This is a genomic window from Neobacillus sp. DY30 (assembly GCF_030123065.1).
Taxonomy (GTDB): Bacteria; Bacillota; Bacilli; order Bacillales; family Cytobacillaceae; genus Neobacillus.
The window spans coordinates 6,069,417-6,089,454 of sequence record NZ_CP126093.1 but is presented as its reverse complement, the minus strand read 5'-3'; the positions used below and the strand labels follow the sequence as shown (position 1 = coordinate 6,089,454).

Annotated in this window: 19 protein-coding genes and 1 riboswitch; of the genes, 14 read left to right on the top strand and 5 right to left on the bottom strand. The window is 37.0% G+C overall.

Translation table 11 applies throughout. The features are described 5' to 3' along the window. Positions 1-28: 28 nt before the first annotated feature. Both QNH29_RS30015 and QNH29_RS30010 read left to right on the top strand, forming a co-directional pair. A complete protein-coding gene (locus QNH29_RS30015; protein WP_283862880.1) occupies positions 29-757 on the top strand; it encodes an amino acid ABC transporter permease in 729 nt (242 codons plus the stop codon). A 20-nt stretch (positions 758-777) separates the two neighbouring features. After that, positions 778-1,512, top strand: a complete 735-nt coding sequence (locus QNH29_RS30010) for an amino acid ABC transporter ATP-binding protein (RefSeq protein ID WP_283862879.1) — start codon at positions 778-780, stop codon at positions 1,510-1,512. A gap of 64 nt (positions 1,513-1,576) precedes the next feature. Here QNH29_RS30010 and QNH29_RS30005 read toward each other — a convergent pair whose 3' ends face one another. Then, positions 1,577-2,776, bottom strand: coding sequence for a phosphoglycerate dehydrogenase (locus tag QNH29_RS30005; protein ID WP_283862878.1), 1,200 nt, complete (start codon positions 2,774-2,776; stop codon positions 1,577-1,579). Positions 2,777-2,835: 59 nt separating this feature from the next. After that, positions 2,836-2,914: riboswitch (ZMP/ZTP riboswitch) on the bottom strand. Between the two features lie 153 nt (positions 2,915-3,067). On the opposite strand from QNH29_RS30005, the gene hprK reads away from it, so the two are divergent. The 6 genes from hprK to QNH29_RS29975 all read left to right on the top strand — a co-directional run bounded on the left by hprK (position 3,068) and on the right by QNH29_RS29975 (position 9,150). Then, positions 3,068-4,003, top strand: coding sequence for an HPr(Ser) kinase/phosphatase (hprK, locus tag QNH29_RS30000; protein WP_283862877.1), 936 nt, complete (start codon positions 3,068-3,070; stop codon positions 4,001-4,003). A gap of 221 nt (positions 4,004-4,224) precedes the next feature. Next, the gene (locus QNH29_RS29995; protein ID WP_283862875.1) at positions 4,225-5,052 is read left to right on the top strand and encodes a TIM barrel protein; all 828 of its coding nucleotides are present in this window, start codon (positions 4,225-4,227) and stop codon (positions 5,050-5,052) included. 16 nt (positions 5,053-5,068) lie between these two features. Next, positions 5,069-6,406: an amino acid permease gene (locus QNH29_RS29990; protein WP_283862874.1), complete on the top strand. Its 1,338-nt coding sequence runs from the start codon at positions 5,069-5,071 to the stop codon at positions 6,404-6,406. Between the two features lie 84 nt (positions 6,407-6,490). Then, positions 6,491-7,504 carry an SIS domain-containing protein gene (locus QNH29_RS29985; RefSeq protein ID WP_283862873.1) on the top strand — a complete coding sequence of 338 codons (1,014 nt, stop codon included), beginning with the start codon at positions 6,491-6,493 and terminating at the stop codon, positions 7,502-7,504. A 67-nt stretch (positions 7,505-7,571) separates the two neighbouring features. Further along, positions 7,572-8,354 carry a fructoselysine 6-kinase gene (frlD, locus tag QNH29_RS29980; RefSeq protein WP_283862872.1) on the top strand — a complete coding sequence of 261 codons (783 nt, stop codon included), beginning with the start codon at positions 7,572-7,574 and terminating at the stop codon, positions 8,352-8,354. A 67-nt stretch (positions 8,355-8,421) separates the two neighbouring features. After that, positions 8,422-9,150 carry a GntR family transcriptional regulator gene (locus tag QNH29_RS29975; protein ID WP_283862871.1) on the top strand — a complete coding sequence of 243 codons (729 nt, stop codon included), beginning with the start codon at positions 8,422-8,424 and terminating at the stop codon, positions 9,148-9,150. A gap of 95 nt (positions 9,151-9,245) precedes the next feature. On the opposite strand, the gene QNH29_RS29970 is transcribed toward QNH29_RS29975, so the two are convergent. Further along, positions 9,246-10,910 carry a peptide ABC transporter substrate-binding protein gene (locus tag QNH29_RS29970; RefSeq protein WP_283862870.1) on the bottom strand — a complete coding sequence of 555 codons (1,665 nt, stop codon included), beginning with the start codon at positions 10,908-10,910 and terminating at the stop codon, positions 9,246-9,248. Positions 10,911-11,323: 413 nt separating this feature from the next. On the opposite strand from QNH29_RS29970, the gene QNH29_RS29965 reads away from it, so the two are divergent. The 3 genes from QNH29_RS29965 to phaC all read left to right on the top strand — a co-directional run bounded on the left by QNH29_RS29965 (position 11,324) and on the right by phaC (position 13,668). Beyond that, positions 11,324-11,728 carry a polyhydroxyalkanoic acid synthase subunit PhaR gene (locus tag QNH29_RS29965; RefSeq protein WP_283862869.1) on the top strand — a complete coding sequence of 135 codons (405 nt, stop codon included), beginning with the start codon at positions 11,324-11,326 and terminating at the stop codon, positions 11,726-11,728. 42 nt (positions 11,729-11,770) lie between these two features. Further along, positions 11,771-12,514, top strand: coding sequence for a 3-oxoacyl-ACP reductase (locus QNH29_RS29960; protein WP_283862868.1), 744 nt, complete (start codon positions 11,771-11,773; stop codon positions 12,512-12,514). 77 nt (positions 12,515-12,591) lie between these two features. Next, positions 12,592-13,668 carry a class III poly(R)-hydroxyalkanoic acid synthase subunit PhaC gene (gene phaC / locus QNH29_RS29955; RefSeq protein WP_283862867.1) on the top strand — a complete coding sequence of 359 codons (1,077 nt, stop codon included), beginning with the start codon at positions 12,592-12,594 and terminating at the stop codon, positions 13,666-13,668. Between the two features lie 167 nt (positions 13,669-13,835). Here the strand turns inward: phaC and QNH29_RS29950 are convergent, their stop codons facing one another. The 3 genes from QNH29_RS29950 to QNH29_RS29940 all read right to left on the bottom strand — a co-directional run bounded on the left by QNH29_RS29950 (position 13,836) and on the right by QNH29_RS29940 (position 15,771). Then, a complete protein-coding gene (locus tag QNH29_RS29950) occupies positions 13,836-14,831 on the bottom strand; it encodes a peptidoglycan recognition protein family protein (RefSeq protein WP_283862866.1) in 996 nt (331 codons plus the stop codon). A 134-nt stretch (positions 14,832-14,965) separates the two neighbouring features. Further along, positions 14,966-15,343 carry a VOC family protein gene (locus QNH29_RS29945; RefSeq protein ID WP_283862865.1) on the bottom strand — a complete coding sequence of 126 codons (378 nt, stop codon included), beginning with the start codon at positions 15,341-15,343 and terminating at the stop codon, positions 14,966-14,968. 62 nt (positions 15,344-15,405) lie between these two features. Beyond that, entirely contained in the window at positions 15,406-15,771 is a 366-nt protein-coding gene (locus QNH29_RS29940) for a DUF3899 domain-containing protein (protein ID WP_283862864.1), read from the bottom strand. 335 nt (positions 15,772-16,106) lie between these two features. On the opposite strand from QNH29_RS29940, the gene QNH29_RS29935 reads away from it, so the two are divergent. The 3 genes from QNH29_RS29935 (at position 16,107) to opp3C (ending at position 20,030) form a co-directional block, all read left to right on the top strand. After that, positions 16,107-17,774 (top strand): peptide ABC transporter substrate-binding protein, encoded by a 1,668-nt coding sequence (locus QNH29_RS29935; protein ID WP_283862863.1) that lies wholly within the window; start codon positions 16,107-16,109, stop codon positions 17,772-17,774. A 170-nt stretch (positions 17,775-17,944) separates the two neighbouring features. Further along, positions 17,945-18,871 carry an oligopeptide ABC transporter permease gene (opp3b, locus tag QNH29_RS29930; protein WP_283862862.1) on the top strand — a complete coding sequence of 309 codons (927 nt, stop codon included), beginning with the start codon at positions 17,945-17,947 and terminating at the stop codon, positions 18,869-18,871. A 1-nt stretch (position 18,872) separates the two neighbouring features. After that, the gene (gene opp3C / locus QNH29_RS29925) at positions 18,873-20,030 is read left to right on the top strand and encodes an oligopeptide ABC transporter permease (protein WP_283862861.1); all 1,158 of its coding nucleotides are present in this window, start codon (positions 18,873-18,875) and stop codon (positions 20,028-20,030) included. The last annotated feature ends 8 nt before the right edge of the window (positions 20,031-20,038 follow it).

The following is a 20,038-nucleotide window of genomic DNA, read 5'->3' as shown; positions in this document are numbered from 1 at the left end:
GGTTTTATACAGTAAAGGAGGATAAAAGATGAGTCTTGAGTGGGTCATAAAAATAATTTCAGAAAACTGGCCTATGTTCCTTCGTGGCGCTGGTTTAACACTTTTGATTGCTCTTATTGGAACGATTATTGGGGCAGCAATTGGATTATTAGCAGGGGTAATACGAACAATACCAATGCCTGAACGCGGGGCAAAGAAAGTACTGTTAAACGTCATTAATGCAATTCTTTCTATCTATATTGAATTCTTCCGTGGAACACCAATGATTGTTCAAGCAATGGTTATTTACTATGGTTCTGCGCTAGCATTTGGTATCGATATGAATGTTTTTGCTGCAGCGATTATTGTTGTTTCTATCAATACAGGAGCTTATATGGCGGAAATTGTTCGCGGCGGGATTGTTTCGATTGATAAAGGGCAATTTGAAGCGGCTCATGCAATTGGAATGACTCATGTCCAAACGATGTGGAATGTTGTATTACCGCAGGTTATTCGTAATATACTACCTGCAACAGGAAACCAATTTGTTATTAATATTAAAGATACATCCGTTCTGAATGTAATTTCCGTTACAGAACTATATTTCGTAACAAAATCGATTTCCGGAAATAACTTTAGATACTTTGAGTCGTTTTTCGTAGCTTGTATGATTTATTTTGTGATGACTTTTATTGTAACGAGAATATTGTTATACATTGAAAAGAAACTAGATGGCGCTGACAACTATACAATGATTGAAAATGACCGTCAAAAATAATGGGAGAAGGAGGAGAGGAAATGGAAAAGATTATTGATATACAGCATTTAAACAAATCCTTCGGAACACATGAAGTATTGAAAGACATTAATTTTTCGGTAAATAAGGGAGAAGTAGTCTCGATTATTGGTTCTTCTGGGTCTGGTAAATCAACTCTTCTTCGTTGCATTAATCTTTTAGAGAAGCCTAGCGGCGGTCAAATTATCTATCATGGTGAAAATATTTTGGATGAAAAACACGACGCAGCTGATTACCGCAAGCATTTAGGCATGGTGTTCCAACAATTTAACCTATTTAATAATCACAATGTCCTTAACAATTGTGTGGTAGGCCAGGTAAAAGTATTAAAACGTTCGAAGGAAGAAGCTGAAAGAGTAGCGATGAAGTACCTGAAGGTTGTTGGGATGGATAAATACATTAATGCAAAGCCGAAGCAGCTTTCCGGCGGTCAAAAGCAGCGTGTGGCAATTGCAAGAGCTCTTTCGATGGAGCCAGATGTGATGCTATTTGATGAACCAACATCCGCTCTTGATCCAGAAATGGTAGGAGAAGTTCTAAAAGTCATGAAAGAACTTGCAGAATCTGGTCTTACGATGTTAATCGTGACGCACGAAATGGAATTCGCAAATGAAGTATCCGATCGAGTGGTATTTATGGACAAGGGAGTCATTGCGGAAGAAGGAAGCCCAGAACAAATTTTCAATAATCCAATACAAGAGCGTACAAGAGAATTCCTGAAACGTACGTTAAAATAGTTGCCTTGATTAAGGCATAAGAAATGGAGCCAGATTGAAACTTGGCTCCATTTCTTTTTTATGTTTAAATAATCCGAGCAGTTATTATGCCAGAAATTAGTTTAATTTTTTCCTCTAATCCCGGAATAACATCACCATTTACCTTATTATCAATATCAATCATCGTATACGCATATCCCCCGCGGCTTCTGTTCACCATATCTGCAATGTTTAAATCATAACTAGATATAGCCGAAGTGATTTGCCCCACCATATTTGGAACATTGTGGTGAAATGCTAGTACTCGCTGCTTTCCTGTATAAGGAAGAACCGTATTTGGGAAATTTACTGAGTTTTTGATGTTTCCTGTTTCTAAAAATTCCTTTACCTGGCGAGCCGCCATAATCGCACAATTTTCCTCAGATTCTTGTGAAGAGGCACCTAGGTGCGGAATCGGAACGGTATTTTTCATTTTCAGCACATTTTCATTCGGGAAATCTGTAATATATTTCCCAACTATCCCCTTTTCGAGAGCTGCTGCCATGTCTTTTTCATTCACAAGCTCACCGCGTGAGAAGTTTAAAATATGAACACCTGGCTTCATGATGCTAAATGTAGCTTCATTAAACATTTCTTTTGTATCCTCGGTAAACGGTACGTGAACAGTAATATAATCAGATTCTGCGAACAATTGTTCAATTGTAATTGCCCGCTGGACATTACGTGACAAATTCCAAGCTGTATCGACAGAAATAAACGGATCAAATCCGATTACATCCATATCTAAATCAAGTGCATCATTAGCGACAAGCGCACCAATGGCACCTAGACCAATGACACCTAATGTTTTCCCTTTAATTTCTTTTCCGACAAACTGTTTTTTACCAGCTTCCACTAACTTTGGAATTTGGTCGCCCTCGCCTTCTAACGCCTTTGCCCAAGCAATACCAGCAAAAAGGTTACGAGATGAAGAGATTAATGAAGTAAGTACCATTTCCTTTACGGCATTGGCATTTGCACCAGGAGTATTGAATACTACTATACCTTGATCAGTACATTTTTCTACCGGTATATTGTTGACACCTGCTCCGGCTCTTGCAATGGCTTTTAAGTTACTGCCGAGTTCTACTGAGTGCATATTAAAGCTGCGAACAAGGATGGCATCGGGATTTTCGCTGTCGTTGTCAATCTGAAAATTGCCTTTAGTAAATACCTTTAGGCCACTTTCTGCAATATTATTAAGTGTTTTAATTGTTTTCACTTTTTCTAGAGTGATGGTGCTCATAATTTCCCTCCTAATTTTTAAGCTTTAATAAGCAGAAAGAGGTAAGGGATAGAATCCCTTACCTCTGCCCAGGCGAACGGCTGCGACACCATGTGCTCCCTCGCGGTTATCCGCGTTTCGCCAGTTACACATGGTCTTTTTAAATTTATTTTATATTATCATAATTCTCTGAAGTTTTCTACCCTAAAAACAGCAATTTAACCATTTAGAAACTATTTTTATAATGGATGACGTTTCCAGTGAACTCAAGTATAATTTTAAAATAAAAGGCTAACAGGACGTGATTAGAAGTTGAAAACGGTAACAATAGAAAACTTGGTTCAAAGGTTTTCACTGAAAGTATTGGCTGGAGAAAACCACCTGCAGAAGGTCATTACGCAGCCGCGGGTGCATCGTCCGGGTTTAGAATTTGTGGGGCATTTTGACTTTTTTCCAACAGAACAAGTTCAAATATTAGGAAAAAAGGAAATCACCTACTTACATAAGTTAAGTAAAGAGGAACGTAAAATTCGAATCGGGAATATCGTACACTACCATCCACCATGTTTTATCGTAACGGCTGGCGAGGAAGGACTTACCTATTTAATTCACCATTGTACAGAGCAGGGTATCCCGTTGTTAGTGACAAAACAGCCTGAGACAACCTCAGAGTTTATCCCTAAATTGGATGCGTTTTTGGTGAAGGAATTAGCACCAGAGATTTCTGTTCATGGAGTTTGTATGAATGTATCAGGCATTGGTATTTTACTTCGTGGTAATTCAGGGGTAGGAAAAAGCGAGACCGCCCATACGTTAATCCGCCGCGGGCACAGGCTTGTATCGGATGATATCGTGGTTTTAAAGAAATTAAGTACGCAAACCATTCTAGGTACCCATGATGGAAAAACAAAAGAATTCTTGGCGCTTCGCAGTATTGGTTTGCTTAATGTCGTCCGCTTATATGGCCGTAAGGCATTTCAGGACGAAACACGAATTTCCCTTGATATTCATTTGACGAAGTGGGAAAAGGACGCCTTATATAATGATTTAGAACAGGAATATCATTATACCGACTATATGGGTGTGAAAATTCCTTGTATGGAGATCCAACTACAGCCCGGACGTGATGTGGCTGGGTTAATAGAGGCAGCGGCAAATAACTGGTACTTAAAACAGCAAGGATACAGCGCGGTAGAAGAATTTATGAGCCGGGTTGAGGCGGATATAAAGAATTCTTGCAGGGATTAACTCTTAAAAACCTCACCATAAATGTAGGCAAAAGAAATACCTCATTCCAATAAAAATTTGTTTAATAGGAAAAAGACGCTTCCAATGGAGGCGTCTTTTTTATGATTGAATAAAATTTTTAAAGATATTTAATAAATTTGATATTGTAATTTTTATAATATCTGATTATAATACAAGACATAACAAATAAAAAAGCGTTTTCAAATAAGGAGGTGAAACAAATGAAAATGGCAGGAATGAATATCACGTTCAAGCATTTTCCCTTTCACTATTTTTTAGACAGCATGGAGCGTTTAGGGATCAATAGTATTGAATTATGGGCAGGCGAGCCGCACTTATATGTTTACCGAAACATCCTTGGGAATATCAGAAATATAAAAAAAGAGATTCAGAAACGAAATATTAACATCGTCTGCTATACTCCAGAACAATGCATTTATCCTTATAATATTGCAGCTGCTGACTCTCACTGGAGAAACAAGAGTATAGATTACTTTGTAGAAAATCTTTACGCAGCCCTTGAACTTGATACCAAAATGATGCTAATCACTTCCGGGATAGGAGATTTTTCTTTGTCTGATGAAGAATCATGGAAGTATGCAAGTGACTCCATTTATAATCTTTCAAAAGTAGCAGAAAGGGAAGGGTTAACGCTTGCTTTAGAACCATTAACGAAATATGAATCTAATCTTATTACGGATTTAAATGGATTAAAGAGAATGATAGATGAAATTCAATCGCCTGCATTAAAAGGAATGATTGATACAGTAGCAATGCAGTTAGCAGGCGAAACGCCAGATGATTATTTTTCTGCACTTTCAGAAGTATGCCATTTTCACCTAATAGACGGGGATGGTCAATCAGACGCACATTTGGGCCTTGATGATGGGGTTTTAATGTGGAAGGAATACCTAAGAAGTCTTCAAAAACATGGTTACGAAGGTACATGTACCCTAGAAATCATGGGATCTAATTATTATCAAAATCCACAAGATGCAATCATGAAATCTATTAAGAAAATAAAGGAATTAGGAATCTTACCATCTTAATTTGGAGGAACTCTTTATGAGTAATGCGACTCTTACGCGAAAACTTGGATTTTGGGCAGCTCTTGCCATTGCGGTTGGAACGACTGTTGGCTCGGGAATATTTGTATCTTCTGGTGATGTGGCAAAAGCTGCTGGTACACCTACTATTTCTATTCTTGCATGGATTATTGGCGGAATCATTGCCATTCCACAGGTCATGGTGCTCGCGGAATTAGCGACGGCATATCCTCAAAACGGAAGCGGCTATGTTTACCTAAATAAAGCAGGCTGGAGACCTTTAGGCTTTCTATATGGATGGGCTACGTTCTGGGCTTTAGATCCACCATCGATTGCCATTATGGCGCTGGCGATTGTTTCCTATGTAGCATCCTTTTTGCCATTTTTCAATGGTATGGCTGGAAAATTACTTGCCATTGCAATCATTCTCATCATTACTTCCATTCATTATCGAAGTGTAAAAGAAGGCGGCAAATTCCAAGTCATTATTACGGCTGTAAAAATCATTCCATTCTTAATTGTCATCGGATTGGGTCTTATGTATTTAAACCCGGGGAACTTTTCCTATGTACCTGCGTCCGGTGAGGTGAAAACTAGCTTAATAGGTGGAGTTTCTGCCACTACTTGGGCGTATACGGGAATGGCGGCAATTTGTTTTATGGCTGGGGAATTTAAAAATCCAGGAAAGGTCCTGCCGCGTGCTCTTATTAGCTCAGTTTTAATAGTCTTGGCGTTATATACATTGCTTGCTGTTTGTATTATAGGTTTAATGCCTTTTGAAAAATTAATTAATTCTAGTGCCGCGGTTTCTGACGCTGTCAAGTATATCCCGGGACTCTCTGATGTTGCCTCCTCATTTGTTGCTGTTACAGCGATTATTGTCATACTGGGATCGTTGAGCTCGTGCATTATGTTCCAGCCTCGTCTGGAATATGCAATGGCAAAGGATGGTCTATTCTTTCAACGTTTTGCGAAGGTTCATCCGAAATATGAAACACCAAGTTTTTCTATTATTGTTCAGGTTACATATGCCTGTATTCTTGTGATGTTTAGTAATTTAACAGCATTGCTGGGATATTTCACGCTCATACAGTTGCTCATAAATATTATGGATTTTGCTGCAGTTTATAAATGCCGTAAACGCGAGGATTATAAGCCGGTATATCGCATGCCGGTCTGGCGATTAACCACGATTTTAGCTATCCTTGGTGCATCATGGCTTGCTTGGGGAACGTTCACTTGGGCCCCGATAGAAGGGATGATTGCGGCACTGATTGTCATCGTAACAGGTCTCCCTGTTTATTACTATTGGGAAAAGAAATATGGCTCGAAAAACAAAAGCAAACTAGTTGCATAGTACAAGTGAAAATAGGAAGTTAGTTCATTTATTAATAGATTCTTAAAATTAAAAGTAGTTATTTAGTTAGGGAGGAAAATGTTGATGTTAAAATTTGATGAAGATTTATTTCTAAGACTCGTAGAAAAAGAAGGCCTTGCTTTTCGAGGGCAAATAGAAGATATTGTTGATGGAATATGCAATAAAGGCTACAGCAATATTTTTCTAATTGGTGCGGGCGGAACGATTGCGATGATGTATCCTTATGAATATATATTAAAATCTAATTCTACTATCGATGTTCATGCAGAAATTGCTGCTGAATTCATGGTGATGAATAACAGGCATTTTAGCAAGGATTCCGTTTGTATCTTTACATCCGTTTCAGGAACAACGAAAGAAACGGTTGAAGCAGCAGAGTTTTGTAAGGCAGCAGGTGCAACTACAATTGCTTTAGTAGCTGAGCCAAACACTCCGTTAACTCAAATTGTGGACTACTGTATCACAACTGGGTCCGAAACACATTCTTTTGATACATTCTTCATGCTTCTGTATATGTTCGTATTCCGTTTCATGTATAACAATAATGAGTTCCCGCAATATGAGCAGTTTACAAAAGAGGTGGCTTTATTACCGCAAGCCATTTTAAACGCTGTGAAGGCCTTCGATAAAAGTGCTGAGGAATTTGCGATTAAACACAAGGACACGGACTATCACATGATGGTTGGTTCCGGTAATTTATGGGGGAATACATATTCCTACGCTATGTGTATTTTAGAAGAGATGCAGTGGATTCATGCGAGATCGATACATGCAGCAGAATTTTTCCACGGTACCCTTGAATTGGTGGTCGAAGATACGAGTGTTATTTTACTAAAGGGTGAAGATGATACACGTCCATTGATGGACCGTGTAGAAAAATTCGCTGAAAAGATTACAAACCAGCTCACTGTTATTGATACAAAGGATTTTAAGATGGAAGGGATTAGTGAAGAGTTTAGAAAACACTTTGCTGTCAGTATCAACTGGTCTGTCTTAAGTCGAATCAGCGTATATCTTGAGCGGGAAAGAAATCATCCCTTAACGCTAAGAAGATATTACCGACAAATGGAGTATTAAAATGCATGTGAGCACTACTTACTTAGTAGTGCTCGTTCCTTAATGTTCAAGAAAGAAGGGAATAAAGATGAGGATTGCAACAGTCGGAGATAATTGTATGGATGTCTATCAAACAAGCGGGAAGGCCTATCCTGGTGGGAATCCTGTCAATGTAGCCGTCTATTTAACAGAATTAGGTGCTGATTCCTCTTATATTGGCTGGGTTGGCAGCGATTCTTATGGTGAATTAATGCAAAAGGATATTTCAAAAAAGGGTGTTGATATTTCTCATCTATCAAAGAAGGATGGAAAAACAGCTGTTACCTATGTGGAATTAGTAAACAATGATCGTTGTTTTGGGGAATATGATGAAGGTGTTATGGCTGACTTCACCTTAACACCGGCAGAACTTGACTTTATTCAAAAACATCAGCTTGTACATGCCGGAGTTTGGGGGCATGTTGAGAGGTATTATTCTCTTTTTAAAAAAAGGGGATTACAAACCTCATTTGATTTTTCTAACCAATTAGATCATATACTTGTCAAAACCCTGCCACAGTATGTAGATTATTCATTCTTTTCCTATACACAGGATGATTCTTTTATCCGCCAATTTCTAAAGGATGTAAAGAATAATGGATCAAGAATTACTATAGCGACATTAGGTGAGAATGGATCACTTGCTTATGATGGTGAACAATTCTATAAATGTGGTGTAGTAGCAGTAGATGTAGTAGATACAATGGGAGCGGGAGATTCTTTTATATCTGGGTTTATTTATGGAAAATTGAAAGGTCTTCCTACTGCCAAATGTTTAGATTTGGGAGCAGAAACGGCAGCGAAGACGATTCAATACTTTGGTGCTTGGTGACTGTTGTAGTCAATCAATGTATAATGATTAGTATAATTGTCAATTGACGGATAAGGATGGATTTAGTATGAGTTTAAATCCTTCAACCCCACAGCCATTATACATGCAAGTCAGGCAAATGTTGAAGAACGATATCCAAACTGGAAAATATAAACCAGATGAGCAGATTCCAACTGAAGCAGAACTTTGTGAAATCTATACCGTAAGCCGTATTACGATACGTAAGGCAATTGAGGAATTGGTAAAGGAAGGTGTCCTGACACGGATTCCCCGAAGAGGTACCTTTGTTACATCCAAAAAGTTCCATAATGAATTACTATCTGTAAGCGGATTTTCAGAGTTTAGCCATCAGTTGGGTATGATACCTAATTCTCGGATATTAAGAAGTGAGGTTATTCCTGCACCTGAAGATGTTGCGGATCATCTATTAATTGATAAAAGTAGTCCTGTTCTGGTACTTGAACGGCTTATGTATGTAAATGACCGCCCTCTTTTCTACGATATCGCGCATTATTCCTTGTTACGGTTTCCCGATTTAGAAAAGAAAATTGCCGGGAAAGAATCAACTTATAAAGTCCTTTCTGAAGAGTATCATACTGAAATTGTTAGTAATGATAAGATTATTGATGTTATTGGTGCGACAAATGACTATGCGAAATTATTAGAATGTGATATCGGAGCTAATCTGTTTAGAATCGTAAAAATTGCATTTAATGATAATGACGAACCTGTCCATCTCTCTACTTTTATGTGTGAGACAAGTAAAGTCAATTTGACCGTTCATCGTGCAAGATAGGTTGGTTAAATGACCGCTATAAAAATTTACAATAGATAAAGAGAGAGGGAGAAATACCAGTTGGTATTTCTCCCTCTTTTTTATACCAGAAGATTTTACTCTTCCCCTACATCTGCCCATTTATATTCGTAGGTTGCACCAAATGGGTTCACGAACACACCTTGAACTTTTGGAGAAACCAATTGTGCTCTAGAAGCCTGGTAGACAGGAGCAACTACTGCATCTTCAAATAGCAATTTTTCAGCTTTTAAGAAGTTTTCATAACGTGCGGCATTATCTGTAGCAAATTTTGTAGCTGTTTCACTAACTAACTTGTCATATTCTGCGCTTGAATATCCAGTCATATTGTTTCCGCCATCTGTAATAAATAAATTCATGTAAGTAAATGGATCAAGGAAGTCAGGGCCCCATCTTGTAAGCTGAAGTTGATATTCCATAGATTTATCTAAATCAAGACGCTGCTTTTTTGGAATTTGTTTGATGTTAATTTTTAATCCTTCTAAATTTGTTGAGAGTTGGTTTGCAACGTATTCAACTAAGTTTTTAGTTGTTTTGTCATCATCTGCAAGAAACTCTAGTTCAACGGAGTCAGTACCTAACTCTTCTAATCCCTTTGCCCAGAACTCTTTTGCTTTCTCAAGATCATACGTGACAAGATCTCCACTTACTTTACGGAAATCTTCACCTGTTTCAGGCATTGGTGTAAAGTCTTTTGGAACCAAGCCGTTTGCAGCGATTGAGCCGTTATTTAAAATTTCTCCTACTAAAGCTTCCTTATCAAAAGCTCTGCTAAGTGCGGCACGAATATTCTTATTTGCTAATGCTTCAGATTTTGTTTGATTAAACTTTAAGAAATACACAAATGTATCTGCTGATACCACATAATCATCATTTGTCGAATATTGGTCAACAAGATCAGATGTTAAATCCATTCGATCAACAGTACCTTCTTCATATAAATCTACAGCCGTTTGTGGATCTTTAACAACTTTGAAAGTCAGTTTATCCATCTTTACTGTTTTAGTATCCCAATAATCTTTATTCTTTACCAAGTCCCATGAATCACTAGTACTAGTCCAGTTGTTCATGGTGTAAGGACCATTTGCCAATAAGTTTTCTGAACTAGTGGCAAAACTATCGCCTTTTTCTTCCACAAACTTTTTGTTTAATGGGAGGAATGTTCCAAATGTCGTTAATGTTTCAAAGTATGGTGTTGGATTTTCTAATTCAACAACTAGTGTATAATCGCCATCAGCTTTAACTCCTAATTGATCAACAGCTAGTTCACCTTTGTTAACTTTCTCAGCATTTTTGATTACGCCATTCATCATATACGGACCATATTCAGATGCTGTAGCTGGATCAACGGCACGCTGCCATGAATAGACGAAATCATGAGCTGTTACCGGGTCTCCATTTGACCATTTAGCATCCTCTCTCAATGTAAAGGTCCAAGTCAGACCATCATCACTTACTTTATGTTCAGTAGCAATCCCTGGTGTAGGTTGTGTTTTTTCATCTAGTCGATATAAACCTTCCATTGTTGCAGCTAAATAGATAAAGGAAGACTCATCTGTAGCTAAGGATGGATCCATTGAAGGAATTGCCTCTGGGTTTAAAAAGTTAAGGACCTTTTCCCCTTTTTCTTCCTCTTTCGCGTCTGTTCCTGCAGGTTCCTTGGACTCATCGCCGGAACATGCGGCTAGTACACTCAGTACCAAGCCAAATGTTAAAAGCAATAACCAATGTTTGACCTTCATTGTTTTTCCCCCTAAATAGAAATTGAGTCTGAATATTATATATGTACTGAAAATTTAGACTCTAATTTTGATTATACTTAATAACTTGTTTACCTGTAAAGTTTTTGGTTATTTTTATGCTGGAACGGTGGGAATGGTAAGCATGGTGTAAGCTGCTAAAGCGGCTGTTCATATTGCTGCCGATATTCGTCGAGATGTGTTTAAAAAGGTCGAGCAAATTTACTATTTAAGGAAAATCTAGCCTGAAAAAAGGGAGAAAATCCTAATTTTCTCCTTTTTGTATTTGCAAAAAAGATGGAATTTTGTCAATAAAAGAAGAAAAGTATTTTGATAATTTTCAATCTTTAATCTTTAATTATTCCCATATAGTTAGTATGATGAATACGTCTAAGAAGAATAAGGAGGAAAAAAACATGAACCAAGGTTTTAACTTTTATGATGTATGGAAGGATTATTATTCACAAACCAGTAAATTATTTGATGAAAAAATCGGCAATGATTTTCCGTCTGAAGGAATGGGACAAATTTTGGAGATGAACCTCCAATTTAAAAAAATGATTGATGAATCAACATTAAAATACTTAGAGTTCATGAACGTACCATCTCGTAATGACATTGCTAACCTTTCATCATTGATTGTGAATGTAGATGCAAAGGTAGACGATTTAGAAGAAAGATTAGAAGAGAAATTAGAACAGGTAGTCATTCCGGAGTCTTATAGCAAGGAATTGTCGAATTTAAAAAAGGATATGAAGAGTTTAGATAATAAGTTGAATCAGGTTCTTACCTTATTAAAATCAAAAGAAGAATCAAAATAACCAACAATAAATTTAAAAAATATATAGAAAGCGGTGGAGAAAATGGCAGATTTAAAGGGTAAAGTAGCAATTGTAACAGGAGGCAGCAGAGGAATCGGTGCAGCCATTGCATTGGAACTTGCTAGAAATGGCGCAAAGGTTGTTATCAACTATAATATCCGAAAAGAATTGGCGGATAAAGTTGTCGCTGAAATTAATGAATTTGGCGGAGATGCATACGCAGTTCAAGCGGATGTTTCGGAAAGTAATGAAGCAGCATACCTTGTACATGAAACGATAAAGCATTATGGCAAGTTAGATATTTTAATTAATAATGCAGGGATTACAAGAGACAGTACGTTTAAAAAGTTGAATGAGGAAGATTGGAGAAAAGTAATTGATGTAAACCTAAACAGTGTCTACAACAATACATCCGCAGCGTTACCTTATCTTCTGGAATCAGATGCGGGACGCATTATTAACATTTCATCTATCATTGGGCAAGCTGGAGGGTTTGGACAAACCAACTATGCTGCAGCAAAAGCAGGATTGATTGGGTACACAAAATCCCTTGCACTTGAACTTGCTAAAAGTAATGTAACTGTGAACGCCATTTGCCCAGGATTTATCGGAACCGAAATGGTCCAAGCGATTCCTGAAAAAGTGCTGGCAGGAATTGTCGAAAAAGTTCCTCAAAAACGTCTAGGTAAACCAGAAGAAATCGCTCGTGGTGTTGTTTTCCTATGTAAAGATGGCGACTATATTACTGGACAGCAATTAAATATTAACGGTGGACTTTATATGTAAGTGTCATGAAAGAAAGTATTTTTTAATATATTGACTAGTAATTCATATGTAAGGAGTGAACCGTCATTAGCGTACTTATGCCTACAGATTGGAATGAGTTGATCGAATTTACGCCACAGCAATATAAAGAGATGTTTCAACGTACAATAAGGGCAAATCAAGTCCTAACGACCGATGCGGAGCCGGAAGTAGCACCTACACCGAAGGAACTTGTTTGGACAAGAAATAAAACCAAGCTCTATCGGTATATTTCAGAAAATCCTAAGAAACATAAAATTCCTCTTCTTTTGGTTTATGCCCTCATTAATAAACCATATGTATTAGATTTAACAAAGGGCGGCAGTTTAGTAGAATATTTGGTTAATCGCGGCTTTGATGTGTATCTGCTTGACTGGGGTGAACCAGGTTACGAAGACAGAAATATGAAACTAGATGATTACATTATGGACTACATACCGCGTGCAGTTCGTAAGGTCCTGAGAAAGTCGAATGTTGATGAAGTTTCGATCCTTGGCTATTGTATGGGGGGAACGATGACTTCTATCTTTGCAGCGCTGCATCCAGAATTACCAATCCGTAATCTTATTTTTATGACAAGTCCCTTTGATTTTGAAAACACAGGGTCTTACGGTGCTATGTTAGATGAACGCTATTTTAATATTGATAAAGTAGTAGATACGTTAGGGGTTATTCCACCTGAAATGATTGACTTTGGAAACAAGATGATCAATCCAATGGCAACAAACTATGGACCATTTATTAGTCTTTATGAACGAGCTGATAATGAGAACTTTATAAAGAGCTTTAAACTATTACAAAAATGGCTTAACGATGGTATTCAGTTCCCAGGTGAAGCTTATCGTCAATGGATTAGAGACTTTTATCAAAAAAATAAATTGATAAAAGGAGAAATGGTTATTCGCGGTAAGAGAGTCGATCTTGGAAATATTAAGGCAAATGTACTCAATTTAGCAGGTAAAAACGACCTTATCGCCCAACCGCATCAAGTAGAAGCATTAATGAATTCCATTTCCAGTGTAGATAAAGAATATAAATGTTTACCTGTTGGACATACGTCTATCACATTTGGCAGCCAAGCTGTAAAAATTACCTATCCAACAATCGCTGAATGGTTAGAAGAACGATCCAACTGATGTTTTAAAGGAGTTAGTGTCCCAGGGTTTCAACTGGGGCACTTTTTAGTATAACCTTGAAAACTAGGTAGAAACAGTGGTAAAGATAATTATATTAAATTTTCAGTAAGTAAACAAGTGTAATTATAAAAGTGATTATATTGTCTAGTGCATCCTGTTTCCCTCCTTTATTGCATGGATTCTACTATCTCTTCGATCTTATCTGATATAAGCGGATAAAAGTAATTCTTAGCGCTGGCTGTGGAATTACCTCCGAAAAATCCAGTACCAGGACAGGATTTAACATTGTAACTTGCTGCCGCATCTAATACCCGTTCTTTCGTTTTCATATGCCACCAATGATGGTAAGTAATTGTGTCAATTGAAGGTGTTAACCCAAACTTAATACATAGCAGCGCGTTGATATAAATAATGGCAGCCTGTTGTTCCTTTGTCATAACATCATGACCTATATCAAAGTTACCAACGTGTTCAATAGCGATTCCCACAGAGTTAGCTTTTGGACCAATTGTTCCTTCAGGAATGATGTTTAGCGGTCTTGAAACTGCGACTTTACCGTCTGGAAATGTCGTAATATTTTGAGCAATGTTCTTCCAGCCCATTGTTTTTTTATGATGATTCTCCATACCTATCAACAATTGAAAATGGTTTGAACCATTAAAGTGTTTGTAGGAGGGAAGCCAAGTATGATGTTGCTGTATTAAACGAATTTCACGTTTAACTTGTGTGTTAAATAACCAATCTTTAAACTCCTCTTTTGTCATGAGAATATGCTGACCCTGTATGTTCATTCTTTTTGGTGTAATCTTTAATAGCTGACCTGTATAAAGCTGCTCGGAGGAAAGTCCATTTACCGCTTTAATTGTCTCAACGGAGGCATGAAATGCGGAGGAAATATCCACTAACGTGTCCCCTGCCCTCACTTCATATAGGATCGGTACCCACAACTTCTGCCCTGCAATTAATTCATCAGACTGCAAACCATTTGCAGCTTTTAATTCCTCTATAGAAATACTATATTTATTTGCAATTTCAGGCAGGTTGTCCCCTGCTTTTACTAAATAAATATTACTATTATCAATTTCAGCGGCATGGGCAGGAGGTATTGTCAGGGATAACATACTAAAAATAATGCTAATAACAAGCACAAGCCTTTTCCTCATTTTTACAACCCCTTTAGCACTTTTATATATAGTTTGCAGAACAGCAAGGGAGAATATGCTGCATTTATTTATATAGAAGGTATTAAGAGAAAAAAAGAGGCCGTTATCTGATTAACGGTCCTCGTAGTATTTTTTTAAACTTCAAATTCACTCATTAAAGCGTGAGTATTATCCTCACAATCCTTAAAAAATGCCATCCAAGTTTCGATTTGTCCCATTTTCGCGATGAGATGTGGTTCGTCAATAAAGGAAACCTCTTTATTTCGTAGATCTTCATAAGCCTCTTTTATATTTTCTACCTGAAAGTAAATGACGGAGCTTGAACGAGCAAATTCTTCTGTCTCAGGAACACTTAATAATAGACGAATTCCATTGCAATCAAAAAATGCTAAGCCGTTTGACGTAAATAAAAGCGGGAGCCCAAGCGTTTCTTTATAAAAATTTACTGCTTGGTCTAAATTTTTTACTGGAATGGCAATTTGACCGACTTGTTGAATCTGATTTTTCCCCATTACTAACCTCTCCCTTAGATAAAGTAAACTTAATTTTCCGACAAGTTAAGTATGACCATATTTTAGATTACATAGTAAAGGAATAGTAAGATAGTAAGTAGCAAGAGCAATGAAATAGTTTGGAATTTGAGACGTTGATAGAGAGAAGCGTTAAACTTTTCCGAAGGCAATGGTTTTTCACGCCAGTCTTCTAAATAATCGTTCTTTTTGAACATGAGCGTATTGAATCTTCTAAAGCCGAAGGTAACACCGTCAAAAAAACCGCCTTTTGCCGTGTACATAAATAATACTGTGATGAGATAAAAAAAACTAAGATAGAATACTGAATTGATAAAGTTCAAGAGATTATAGGTTGATGAAAAAATAAAGAAGATCAAAAGGATAATTAAAAGATTGAGTAAGAAAAACTTCCATTTATTTTTAAACATTACTTTCACCTTATCTTTAAAATATTATTTTACACATGTAATAAAGAATAAGGGTATTTTAACCTAATATGCTGACAAAGTATACTTTATCCAATTTCTCCTAAATATTAAGAAAGCGCATTCTAATTTTAGAATAATTTTTTTGTTAAATAATCTGACAAGAAGTATTGATATATCAACTGTAATGTTATTGTAATCTATAATGATATAATAATTTTTTGACTCTTTTATATATTTAGTCTTTACAAGAGTAGTAGAAAAATAGTATGATTTCTTTAGCTTCTTTTTTAAGAGCGAATTGACAGAAAAATAAAACAATAGGAGGTCATTTTTTTATGAAGAAAAAGTATTCATGGCTTTTAGCTCTAAGCCTTGTACTTAGCATGTTCTTAGCAGCATGTTCAGGCAACAAGGAAACTGCTGATGATGATAAGAAACCAGCAGAAGATGCTCCAAAAGTAGAACAAACATTAAACTTTATTAATGGTGACACTATTCCATCTATGGACCCATCATTAGGGACTGATGAGTATGCATTCCAATTCTTGGGTGCTACAATGGAAGGTCTATATCGTCTTGACGAAAAAGGTCAGGTTAGTGAAGGTATTGCAACAAAGCATGAAGTAAGTGAAGATGGTAAAACTTGGACATTTACTTTACGTGAAGATGCTAAGTGGTCAAATGGTGATCCTGTAACCGCTAACGATTTCGTTTATGCATGGCAGCGTGCTGTTGACCCAGCAACTGGATCTGAATATGGTCCATACATGATGGGCGGCGTTATCAAAAACGCAACTGCTGTAAACAAAGGTGAAGTCCCTGTTGATCAATTAGGTGTTAAAGCTGACGGCGATTTCAAACTAGTTGTTGAACTCGAAAATGCAACTCCATACTTTGAATCTTTAACAACTTTCGGTACTTTCTTACCATTGAACCAAAAGTTCGTTGAAGAAAAAGGTGATACATTCGCTACTAGCGCTGATACACTATTATCTAACGGACCATTCAAGTTCTCTGACTGGACTAGTACTGCTCAAAAGTGGGAATTAGTTAAGAACTCAGATTACTGGGATGCAAAAACTGTAAAATTAGAAAAAATGACTTACGTTGTTGTTAAAGAATCACAAACAGCTGTTGATTTATATGAAAAAGGTGAAGTTGACCGTGCTGGTTTATCATCTGACCTAGTTGACCAATACTCAACTCATGATGATTATACAGTTGAGCCTGATACTTCGGTATTCTATATCAAGATGAACCAAACTAGAAATCCAGCTCTTAAGAACGCAAACGTACGTAAAGCAATCTCTAGAGCATTTGATAAGGAAGCATTAGTAGATGAAATCTTAAATAACGGTTCTATCGTTGCTAACGGTTTAGTTCCAAAAGATTTCGTTTCAACTCCTGATGGTAAAGATTTCCGCGAAGTAAGTGGAGATCTTGTAAAATTTGATGTTAAAGCAGCACAAAAGTTCTGGGAACAAGCTAAAAAAGAACTAGGAACTGATACAGTAGAAGTTGAATTCCTAGGCGGCGACACAGAAGTTTCTAAAATGATGAACCAATACCTTGCAAACCAATTATCTACTAACCTTCCTGGTTTAAAGGTTACTTTAAAAGAAGTACCATTTGAGCAACGTCTAGAATTAGACACGGCTATGGATTATGACATGCAGTTTGCAGGATGGGGACCAGACTTCCTTGATCCATATACTTATATGAATCTTTGGTTAACTGATGGCGGAAACAACAAAATGGGCTACACTAACCCAGAATATGATAAGTTAGTAAATGAAACAGCAACAACTTTAGCTCAAGATGCAGAAGCACGTAATAAAAACTTCTTAAAAGCAGAAAAAATCTTATTTGAAGATGCAGCAATTGCTCCTGTATATCAAAGAGCATCAGCTCTATTAGTTTCTCCAAAAGTACAAGGTGTGTTCACAAACGCATTCGGAGCAACTTACGAATACAAGTGGGCTAGCGTTGGTGCAGAAGAATAATAATCAGTAAAAAAATAGTATGAAAAATACTATTATAAAAATTGAAGGGAGTGTATGCATTTTATGCATATACTCTCTTTCGGCTTATGAGTATGAATATTCCGATTATAACAAAAATTTATAATCGACTCGATATAACATATAATAAAGAGAAATTTAGGAGGTGCAGCATGACTCGATATTTACTCCGTCGCGTATGGTATATGTTAATAACGCTATTTATTATTGCGACGTTTTCATTCTTTCTTATGAAAATATTGCCGGGCAGCCCTTTACAGGCAGAAGATAAATTAAGTGAAGAGCAAAAGGCAATTATTTTAGAAAAATACGGGTTAAATGAACCAGTTCCCGTTCAATATGCTAAATATCTTGGCGGACTTGTTAAAGGTGATTTGGGCGTTTCATTTAAGTTTGATAATACACCTGTTACAACAATACTAATGGACAGAATTGGGCCATCTGCGCTATTGGGCTTTCAGGCATTGGTGGTAGGCTCTATCTTGGGAATTATCTTAGGATTATTAGCCTCGATCTTCCGTAATAGTCCTATCGATTTTTCATCGACTATTATCGCAGTTATAGGAACGTCGATACCTTCGTTTGTATTTGCAGGGTTATTGCAATATATATTTGCTGTAAAATTAGGCTGGTTCCCTGTAGCTCTATGGGGCACATCAGCACATACCATTTTACCGACGATTGCTTTGGCCATTCACCCGATGGCAACGGCTGCACGTTTTACAAGAACTGAAATGGTAGAAGTGTTACATTCCAATTACATCACAACTGCACGTGCTAAAGGTGTTTCTGAAACTGGAATTATATTAAAACATGGATTGCGTAATGCACTCATTCCGTTAATTACTGTATTGGGTCCAATGGCAGTTGGTTTGATGACAGGTTCTATGGTTATTGAACAAATTTTTGCGATTCCTGGTATTGGTGAGCAATTCGTTACATCTGTTATGGTAAATGATTATCCAACCATTATGGGTACAACACTATTATTTGCTTTCGGATTTATTGTGATTATCTTACTCATTGACCTCCTATATGGATTGATTGATCCTAGGATTAGACTAGCAGGAGGTAAATAAAATGGAAAAAAACAACCTGAATAATAATATACCAAAAGAGTTATTTGTTCCTCTTGTACGCAAAGAGGATACGAGTGAAAAAATATCAGCTCCAAGCAGAACGTTTTTTCAAGATGCGAAAAGAACACTTTTAGGTAATAAGCCTGCTGTTTTCAGCATGATTCTTATCCTGTTTATTATTATCATGAGTATTATTGGTCCTTGGATGAACGATTTTGGTTCAGATGATCAGGATTTAAAAAGAGCAAAAATGCCTCCTCGTGTACCAGTTCTAGAGAATGTCTCTTGGCTTGGGATGAATGGAACATTATCTGGAACTTTCCAAGGGAAAGATGTTCAGCAGGCTACTGCTAAAGCAAATGCGAGATTTGGTAATAAAGAAGATTTTATTGATATTAAAGTCCTTAATAAAGGTGACGGTACCAAAAATTCTGCAGAAGTAAAAGCAACCTATCATATTTATGAAGCGAAAGATATGAAAGATACTTATTTCTGGTTTGGCAGTGATGCCTTAGGTCGTGACCAATGGACAAGACTTTGGCTAGGTACGAGGGTTTCTCTTATCATTGCTTTTGTTGCCGCAGTACTTGACCTTGTTATTGGGGTCGCATACGGTGGTATCTCCGGATTTTATGGAGGAAGAGTCGACAATGTTATGCAGCGTATTGCTGAGATTTTGGTAGGTATTCCTAACCTAGTTATAATTCTATTAATGATGCTTGTTCTTAAGCCAGGTATTATTTCGATTGTCATTGCGTTATCGATCACTGGCTGGATTGGTATGTCTCGGATTGTTCGTGGTGAAGTTTTAAAGCTAAAAAACCAAGAGTTTGTTTTGGCTTCAAGAACATTAGGAACATCTAATGGTACGATCATTAGAAAACACTTGGTTCCAAATATCAGTGGGATTATCATTATTAACACGATGTTTTCAGTTCCAGGAGCTATCTTTTTTGAAGCATTCTTAAGCTTTATTGGATTAGGTATTGTTCCTCCAGATGCTTCACTGGGTTCTTTAATTGATCTTGGGTTTGACAATCTGAGACTTTATCCATTTATGCTCGTGTACCCAGCAATTGTAATCTCTGTACTTATGATTGCATTTAATATTGTTGGTGATGGTTTGAGAGATGCATTTGATCCTAAAATGCATAAATAGAAAGGTAG